Raw genomic sequence first — 8,724 nt, 5'->3', positions numbered from 1 at the left:
AAAGTCCGGTAAGTTGTTCCCGTTTTCATCTATTTCAAAGCTGCCGTTTATACTCATGTTTTTGGAAATTAAATTGCCATTTTTATCGTAGATATACTCCTCAAAAAGGCCACTTGGAAACTTAATGTATTTTATTCTTCCAAGACTATCGTAAACATAATTATATCCACCTGCTTGTGACTCAGAAGCCGCCGCTGTTGCGGCGACCATGAAGTGAAATAAAACCAAATATAAACTAAGGCATAACAGAAATAAACTTTTTTTATGGCCAGAGAGGTACATTTTTGTCATACATCCTTCATGATATTTTGTTGTCCTTATAATTGTTAATTAACTAAAACAGAACCATAACCTATCATTACCGCATTCCCTTTCTGATCGTACGAATAAATATGAGTGATATACTCGCCGGTCTCTTGGTTATGCTCGCTGAACGGAACCGTTATTTTCCACGTATTGGCCCCGACCTTATATCCCTCTTTCCAAACAATATCGTCTTGTCCGTTACTTTGTGTCCATGTTGGGAACGCAACTCGGGTAACCTGTTCTCCAACACCATCAATATAAATATCATAGCTTCCTGAAGATAGATTCACAGTCGGAGGGATGCGTGTGTTGGTCGTTAGGTTTACCATCGTCTCGCTTGCAGCCCACATTGTTTTATCCACATAAATATGCGTTATGTATTTCCCGCTTTCATCTTTATGTTTACTAAACGGAATAGTCACTTTCCATATTCCGTCCCCTACCTTTTCCCCTTGATGCCAAATGACATCGTCCTGACCATTATTCTCGGTCCACGTCGGAAATTCTACCTGCGTTGCCTTTGGATCGACTCCATAGGCTGTAATGTTGAAGGATGCATTCGAATAGCTTGTTTTGGCAGATGCACTTATTCCACCAACCACTGTAGTTCGACCAAAGCCTGACATTACTGCGTTCCCTTGTCGATCATATGAATAAATATGAGTGATATATTCGCCTGTTTCTTGATTATGCTCGCTGAATGGAATCGTTAGTTTCCATGTATTGGCCCCGACCTTATACCCATCTTTCCAAACGATATCGTCTTGACCGTTAAGTTGAGTCCATGTTGGAAAGGCTACTCTTGCAACTTGTTCTCCAACACCATCTAGATAGATATCATAGCTGCCTGACGACAGATTCACGGTCGGAGGGATGCGCGTGCTGGTCGTTAGGTTTACCATGGTCTCGCTTGCAGCCCACATTGTTTTATCCACATAAATATGCGTTATGTATTTTCCACTTTCATCTTTATGTTTACTAAATGGAATAGTCACTTTCCATATTGCGTCCCCCACCTTTTCCCCTTGATGCCAAATGACATCGTCCTGACCGTTCTTCTCGGTCCATGTAGGGAACTCTACCTGTGTCGCCTTTGGATCAATTCCATAGGCTGTAATGTCAAAGGATGCATTGGAATAGCTTGTTTCTGTCGGAGCGCTTATCCCACCGACTGCCGTTGTTTGACCAAAGCCTGACATTACTGCATTTCCGTGTCGATCATACGAATAAATATGAGTGATATATTCGCCTGTTTCTTGATTATGCTCACTGAACGGAACCGTTATTTTCCACGTATTGATCCCGACCTTATATCCTTCTTTCCAAACCATATCGTCTTGACCGTTACGTTGCGTCCATGTCGGGAATGAAACACGGGTAACCTGTTCACCCACGCCATCAATATAAACATCATAACTGCCTGACGATAGATTCACGGTCGGAGGAATACGTGTGCTGGTCGTTAGGTTTACCATCGTCTCGCTTGCAGCCCACATTGTTTTATCCACATAAATATGCGATATGTATTTTCCACTTTCATCTTTATGTTTATTGAACGGAATGGTTACTTTCCAGGCTCCATTACCTATCTTTTCCCCTTGATACCAAATGACATCCTTACCGTCTTTCGCCGTCCACGTCGGGAACTCCACCTGTGTTGCCTTAGGATCAATTCCATAGGCTATAATGTCAAAGGAGGCATTCGAATAGCTCGTTTCAGCAGGAGCGCTTATTCCACCAACTGCTGTAGTTTGACCGAAGCCTGACATCACAGCATTCCCTCGTCGATCGTATGAATAAATATGAGTGATATATTCGCCTATTTCTTGATTATGTTCACTAAAAGGAATCGTTATTTTCCATGTGCCGGGTGAAACCTTTTCTCCCTCGTTCCAAACAATATCGTCTTGACCGTTATGCAGCGTCCATGTCGGAAAGGCTACTCTAGCAACAGGTTCTCCAACACCATCTAGATAGATATCATAGCTGCCCGAAGATAGATTCACGGTCGGAGGGATGCGCGTGCTGGTCGTTAATTTTACTGCTGTCTCGCTTACAGCCCACATTGTTTTATCCACATAAATATGCGTTATGTATTTCCCGCTTTCATCCTTATGTTTACTAAACGGAATAGTCACTTTCCATATTCCGTCCCCTACCTTTTCCCCTTGATGCCAAATGACATCGTCCTGACCATTGTTCTCCGTCCACGTCGGGAACTCTACCTGCATTGCCTTAGGATCAACATTGAAAAGAACGATATCGTAAGATGCATTGGAATAACTCGTTTCTGCAGGATAATCAATTGCTTTTGCTGGAACCATTTTTTTACCTATGATGTTTCCGTTCTTATCATGTATAAAGGTTGCTTTATAAAACTTCCCGTTATCTTTTGAGTAAATATTCAGCAGCTTCGAATCCTTATATTCATAATAAGTCTCGGCCATTGTTAATTGAGGAAACAAAAAAATAGCAAGTGAAACCATCGCAATGAACACGAACTGTTGAAAATATACCGTACTTCTTAGCACTGCTTATCTCCTTCCGCAAGTTAAATGCACAAAATTATGCCATATGTCGAAAGATGTAGCCATAGGACCATATGTAGGTATTATAATCGGATGTCAACTAGAAATCATTGACTGATTTTGTCGAATTTTGTCGCAAAAAAAAGCCGCAACACGAGCAAAAAACCTCGCATTGCGGCTTTTTTCATTTTACCGTTAAACAGACACCCGGCTTTCCTCCTGGCTTGCCTGCAGCGCCTGCTCCAGATCGGCCAAAATATCGTCGATCGATTCCGTGCCGACGGACAGGCGGACTAGGCCCGGGGTAACGCCTGCGGCAAGCTGCTCCTCGCCGGAGAGCTGCTGGTGGGTCGTGCTGGCCGGATGGATGATCAGAGACTTGGAATCGCCGACGTTGGCGAGATGGGAGAACAGCTTCACGGCGTTGATTAGCTTTTTGCCTGCTTCGACGCCTCCCTTGACCTCAAACGTGAGGATCGCGCCCTGGCCTTTGAGCAAATATTTACGCGCCAGCGCGTAGGACGGATGGCTCTCCAGTCCCGGGTATTGCACCGAATCGACCGCTTCGTGCTTCTCCAGGAAGCGGGCGACTTTGAGCGCGTTGGCGCTGTGGCGCTCCATCCGCAGGTGGAGTGTTTCAAGCCCCTGCAGCAGCAGGAACGCGTTGAACGGTGACAATGTGGCTCCGAGATCCCGCAGCAGCTGCACTCTGGCTTTGATGATATAAGCGATCGGCCCCACCGCTTCGGTAAAAACGAGGCCGTGATAGCTCGGGTCAGGCTGCGTCAGCCCCGGGAACTTATCGTTCGCGGTCCAATCGAACTTGCCGCTGTCGACAATAACGCCCCCGATCGATGTGCCGTGGCCGCCGATAAACTTCGTGGCCGAATGGACGACGATATCCGCGCCGAACTCGATGGGCTTCAGCAGGTAAGGGCTCGGAAACGTATTGTCCACGATAAGCGGGATGCCGTTCACGTGAGCGATGCGGGCCACCGCTTCGATATCCAGCACGTCCCCTTTCGGATTGCCGATCGTCTCGGCGTACAGTGCTTTCGTCTGCGGCGTAATGGCGGCGCGGAAGTTTTCCGGATCGGACGGATCGACGAACTTCACTTGAATGCCCAGCTTCGGCAGCGTGGAGGCGAACAGGTTGTACGTGCCGCCGTATAAGCTGGTGGCCGAGACGATCTCATCCCCAGCGGAGGCAATGTTCAAGATCGCGTACGTAATAGCCGCTTGTCCTGAAGCCGTTGCCAGCGCCGCAGCCCCGCCCTCCAGCGCGGCGACGCGCTTCTCGAAGACGTCGGTGGTCGGATTCATAATCCGCGTATATACGTTGCCGAACTCTTTCAAAGCGAACAAGTCCGCGGCGTGATCCGTATCCCGGAAGCCGTAAGAAGTCGTCTGGTATAGCGGGACTGCCCGGGAGAACGTCGTCGGATCGATTTCTTGACCGGCGTGAACCGCCAAAGTTTCGGGTTGCCATTGAGTTTCGTTAGCCATCGTTTTCATCCTCCAAAGTTTGAGATAGTATGGGATAGTATGCAAAAAAGAGACATAACGGCCCGCGTATTCCTGTCATGAATACGGGTTCGTCATGCCTCCGGCAGTCCGGTAGACAATTTCCGATAGGTTTAATAGGTTATACAGTGTTGTATGCTATTTTAACAGGAGAGTCTTGCCAGCGTCAACTTAAAAATTTTCGAGTTGCTTCCTCTGCCATTTGATGCTATATTTTAGTAAATCGCCTTAATTTTGTATAAACAAACCATTCCAACCAGCCCACCATGCCCTTGGAGGCTCCAGTTATTCGACCGCACCGGAAACGTCACTTGGCCGAATAATCATGGAGTCTTTTTATTTGGGTACCAAATTTAATCATATGGGAGTGATCGAACGATGTCCACTTTGAACGAATTTCTGGTTCAAAAACGGGAAGCGAGCCTACAGCGCAACGAGCAAGCTTTGAAGCAGCCGGAAACAGCCAGGCAGGCGATCAAAGCGAATGTGCGTGCGGCCGGGCGAAGCGGGGTGCGCGAAATCCGCATCCGCGATTTTCAGATTATCAGCGACAGTCCACCGGACTTTGCCGGGTACAATCTCGGGCCGACGTCACCGGAGCTTCAGCTCGGGGTGCTCGGCAGTTGCTTGACGCATATCACCTTGATTCAAGCCGCCGAACGGGGCGTGTCCTTGGAGTCGCTGGAGGTGGAAGTGACCGGGGAGCAGCATGCCTTAGCCGGTCAGCCCGGCTTCGAGCATATTCCGATCTACCCGCACAACATCCGGTATAAGCTGCACATTGTCTCATCGGAATCGGAACAGACGATCGCCGAGCTTCATGAGGCGGTGGAGCGGGTATGCCCGATTTTTCACCTGCTAAAAAATCCGCAAGACGTCGAAGGTGTCGTCATCCATACGGCTCCGGAAAGCGCGCAAAGCTAAGCCGGTTTCCTCCCTGCAAAAAAAGCGGCGCCCCGCAAGCATACAACGCTTATGCCCGGGACGCCGCTTCTTATGCTGCCAAAATAACTGCGCCGTTTACCGCTCTGACGTTCCACGCACGTTAAGCGAATACGGTCCCAAGGCCCATCGCGCAGATTACTTAAACTGATACAGCTTATCCTTCAGCAGCGCCGTGTCTTTGTTCTCTGCATACCACTTGGCATACCAATCGTCGACTTGCTTGCCTCCCGCTTGGTCCCACCGATAATGAATTGTAGTGCGGTATCGTGGCATATTCGGCGGACTCGCCTTGCCGTCCGATTACAACCGGCAGATCGATCGGCGACGTTCAGCTTGCCCGGCAGCACGATTTTCTGCGCTCCCAGCTCCGGATCGCGCCACTGCCGGAACAACAATTCCACGGCCATGCTTCCCATCAGCCTGCCAGACTGATTGACCGACGTAAAAAAGTTGGCATACCCTTCCGGCAGCGCCGCATACGTATCGTCGAAGGTAACGACGCTGAGCTCCTCGGGAATGCGCAGCCGAAGCTCACCTGCCACCCTGATCAGTGTCCCCAGGTACCCCGGATCGGCCGCATAAATCGCCGTCGGCCGGTCCTCGCTTCCCAGCAGGGCGCGCAGCTCCGCCTCCGGCGAAACACCGCTCTCCACGAGCACCTCGTAGCTCGGCGGGACCTCAAGCTCCCGGTGCGTATAATGCCGGGTAGGCGATAGCAGAGCGATGCGATGGTGACCGAGCGAGAGCAGGTGGTTTATCAGCGCGACGGAGCCCATAAAGTTGTCTCCCCGCACCAAATGCGCCTCCACGCCTTCCATCTTCTGGTCGACGAGCAGCATCGGAATGCCGCTCGCAGCCAGCAGCTCCGCATGCTCGCGTTTTTTTTTCAGGAATTACCAATCAGAATCATGTAGTCCTGCTCAAACGCCTTCTCTTCGGCCCCGGCCATAATATCCATGCCGAATGAATGGCTCGCAATGTGCTTGCCGAACGGCAGGATTAACCCGATCGGCAACGAGCAGCTGCTGCTCGACGCCTACAGCGGCAGCGTTCCGACGGCGCTCATCGAGCGTATGTACGATTACGGCCGCTACCTGCTGCTTTCCAGCTCCAGATCCGGCGGGCTGCCGGCCAATCTGCAGGGCGTCTGGAACGGTGATTACGCGCCGGCGTGGAGCAGCGCTTTTTTCGTTAACGAGAACATCCAAATACTATTGGCAGGCGCTTCCAGGCCATATGGCGGAGACAGCGTTGCCGTTCTTCGACTTCTTCCTGCTCTTTTCCGCCCCCGGCGTCATCAAGCTGCTGCCCGCACTGCCGGATGCGTGGCGCGAAGGCCGGTTCCGGGGGCTCCGCTGCCGGGGAGGCGCGGAGGTGTCGATGGCTTGGAGCTTGGCGGCGGGCATCGCCGAAGCATCCTTCGTCTCCGCACGGACGCAGTCGGTGGAGGTGGAGTTTCCCTTCGCGCTGCAAGAGGCGACAAGCGATGATGCCGAAGCTGCGGTCAGCTTGCCCGAAGCTCTGGACAAAGCAACCCGGCACCGCCTCGTGCATTTGCCCGCAGGACGGACGGTGACGCTCAAGCTAAGGTTTGCTTAAAAACGAGTAGACTACACAATAAAAAAGGCTGACCCTGTACAAATTTACAGGATCGGCCTTTTACCCCATTACTTGAAACAAAGTTCCCCGTTCAAATAATAACTATCCTTCCGGTACGCTACGAACGCCGTTTCCACCTCGGGGATGCCCAACGACAGCACATGGCGGGCAACCGCTTGCGCGAACCGGTCCCTTACCTCCTGTCCCCGCTCGAACCATGCCACCTCGATGAACGGATACGAGTTCACTTCGTTCCCTTGAAAGACGGCCGTCGTATGCAAGCACTCGATCATGAAATTGTCGGTGCCGCAGCCGCAAATGGCCGCCAGCTCCTCCACCAAAGCCGTGCTGATCTCCTTGAGCTGCTCTACCTGTATTCCTCTAACTACGATATGCGGCATGAAAATTTCCCCTTCCTTGTTTTCGAAATTGGTTTAAACCGGTTTGGATACGACTGTTCCCGCCGCCGTCGACCGACTGTGCGGGTTCTTCAGCACCGGCATCACGGAACGAAGCATCAGCAGCCCTGCTACCCCGGTCATGAAAATAACGACCGCCATCCCCCAGCTCGGCAGCAAGCCGCCGAGTATGATGTTCACTCCACCCAGGAACATGCCTCCCCGGAATGCCATGCCGTTAATCGCCATATAAGAGCTGCGCGCGTGATCCGGTACGATATTCACCAGAAGTGCCTGGCTGAGCGGAACGTAAATCAGCTCGCCGACCGTCGCGACGAACATCATCAACACGAGCAGCGCCGGCTGGTTGCTGTACGTGAGAAAGCTGTATCCTGCGATGTTGAGCACAAGCCCCGCGTACATGATCCGCGAATCCGAGCGGTTCTTGATCAGCGCTGCGATCACAAGCGACAGCAGAACGACAAGCAGCGTATTCTCGGTCCGCAGCACCCCCAGCATTTCCATACCGTCAATCTGCCAGTCCGTCCATGGCAGCCACGGCGTCAACCGCATTTCTTTCTCCAGACGAATCGCGATATAGTCGACCAGATTAATCTCCACGGAGTAGAGAAGCAAAAAGGCGCCGACATACACCATAAACACTTTATCGCGCAGCACCTGCCGGTAATTGGCCCACAGCTTGCCTTTCTTCGGCTCCGGCGCTCCGGTTGGCTCCCTTTCGGGACGCTTCCAGGCTTCGGTGATGAAGACCCAGGTGACGGCGAAGGAAACGAGCGTCATGAGCCCGACGGCAAGGAACAGCTCAAACAAGTAATCGGCGAACAGAAACGCTCCGACCATCCCTGCTGAGGCAACGGACAGATTGTTGGTCCAATACGAAATCCGGTACATCGCCTGGCGGGCATGCGGCTCCGTCACGTCGATCAGCATCGCTTCGATGGCGGGCTTGTGCAGTCCCCAGCTCGCACTGACGACAACCGTCATGACGAGCGTCGCGACCGGCGATTGGCACCAGGGCGAGTTGGCGGCAGCCATCACCAAATAAGCCGCGGCGATCGCCGCTTCGGAGATCAGCATCATGCGCTTGCGTCCGACCCGGTCCGCATAATAGCCGCCCAAGGTGGCGAAGACGAGCCCCACCGCGATATTGAAAATCGCCACGAAACCTGCGGCCGTCGCCCCGAGCGTTTTGGCAAAATAAACGGACATGAACGGCACAACCATGCTGCCGAGCGCCCCGGTCAAAAAGCTCATCATAATACGAAGTTTAACGTTCGGATGAAAATCCCGAAATCTCATTGCCCACTCCTTGATCACAAAAAATAAATAAAAAGGTACTTGAATAGGTTATCCTTGGAAACCGGGTCGGTCAAGGGAAGGTTTGGTTTAGGATAATTGTCCGC

General features: G+C 51.6%; 9 protein-coding genes and 1 pseudogene. 3 read left to right on the top strand and 7 right to left on the bottom strand.

Annotated features, from left to right (window positions below):
* The 3 genes from QMG93_RS14755 to QMG93_RS14745 all read right to left on the bottom strand — a co-directional run.
* Positions 1-291: hypothetical protein (locus tag QMG93_RS14755; RefSeq protein WP_281937650.1), on the bottom strand; the 291-nt coding region annotated here is incomplete at its 3' end.
* A gap of 35 nt (positions 292-326) precedes the next feature.
* Positions 327-2,837: a GBS Bsp-like repeat-containing protein gene (locus tag QMG93_RS14750; RefSeq protein ID WP_281937648.1), complete on the bottom strand. Its 2,511-nt coding sequence runs from the start codon at positions 2,835-2,837 to the stop codon at positions 327-329.
* A gap of 192 nt (positions 2,838-3,029) precedes the next feature.
* Complete coding sequence (locus QMG93_RS14745) at positions 3,030-4,340, bottom strand: homocysteine synthase (RefSeq protein WP_281937645.1); 1,311 nt, start codon at positions 4,338-4,340, stop codon at positions 3,030-3,032.
* Positions 4,341-4,736: 396 nt separating this feature from the next.
* Between QMG93_RS14745 and QMG93_RS14740 the strand changes: the two genes are divergently transcribed.
* Positions 4,737-5,282, top strand: coding sequence for an OsmC family protein (locus tag QMG93_RS14740; protein ID WP_281937643.1), 546 nt, complete (start codon positions 4,737-4,739; stop codon positions 5,280-5,282).
* A 182-nt stretch (positions 5,283-5,464) separates the two neighbouring features.
* Here the strand turns inward: QMG93_RS14740 and QMG93_RS14735 are convergent, their stop codons facing one another.
* Together QMG93_RS14735 and QMG93_RS14730 are read right to left on the bottom strand one after the other, a co-directional pair.
* Positions 5,465-6,142, bottom strand: a complete 678-nt coding sequence (locus QMG93_RS14735) for a substrate-binding domain-containing protein (protein WP_281937641.1) — start codon at positions 6,140-6,142, stop codon at positions 5,465-5,467.
* Positions 6,143-6,189: 47 nt separating this feature from the next.
* A complete protein-coding gene (locus QMG93_RS14730; RefSeq protein ID WP_281937639.1) occupies positions 6,190-6,318 on the bottom strand; it encodes a hypothetical protein in 129 nt (42 codons plus the stop codon).
* Here QMG93_RS14730 and QMG93_RS35385 point away from each other — a divergent pair.
* Positions 6,260-6,502, top strand: a pseudogene (locus tag QMG93_RS35385) (glycosyl hydrolase family 95 catalytic domain-containing protein); the annotation flags it as partial. The gene QMG93_RS14730 and the pseudogene QMG93_RS35385 sit on opposite strands and share 59 nt — an antisense overlap.
* 37 nt (positions 6,503-6,539) lie before the next feature.
* The gene (locus tag QMG93_RS14725) at positions 6,540-6,902 is read left to right on the top strand and encodes a glycoside hydrolase family 95-like protein (protein ID WP_281937638.1); all 363 of its coding nucleotides are present in this window, start codon (positions 6,540-6,542) and stop codon (positions 6,900-6,902) included.
* Between the two features lie 68 nt (positions 6,903-6,970).
* On the opposite strand, the gene QMG93_RS14720 is transcribed toward QMG93_RS14725, so the two are convergent.
* A complete protein-coding gene (locus QMG93_RS14720) occupies positions 6,971-7,303 on the bottom strand; it encodes a DUF1904 family protein (protein ID WP_281937636.1) in 333 nt (110 codons plus the stop codon).
* A 33-nt stretch (positions 7,304-7,336) separates the two neighbouring features.
* A complete protein-coding gene (locus tag QMG93_RS14715; RefSeq protein WP_281937634.1) occupies positions 7,337-8,620 on the bottom strand; it encodes an MFS transporter in 1,284 nt (427 codons plus the stop codon).
* Positions 8,621-8,724: the final 104 nt, after the last annotated feature.

Origin of the sequence: Paenibacillus tyrphae (genome assembly GCF_027925525.1) — a bacterium.
GTDB classification, from domain to species: Bacteria; Bacillota; Bacilli; order Paenibacillales; family NBRC-103111; genus Paenibacillus_G; species Paenibacillus_G tyrfis_B.
The sequence above is the reverse complement of the archived record's forward strand: the minus strand, read 5'-3'. Positions and strand labels throughout refer to the sequence as shown.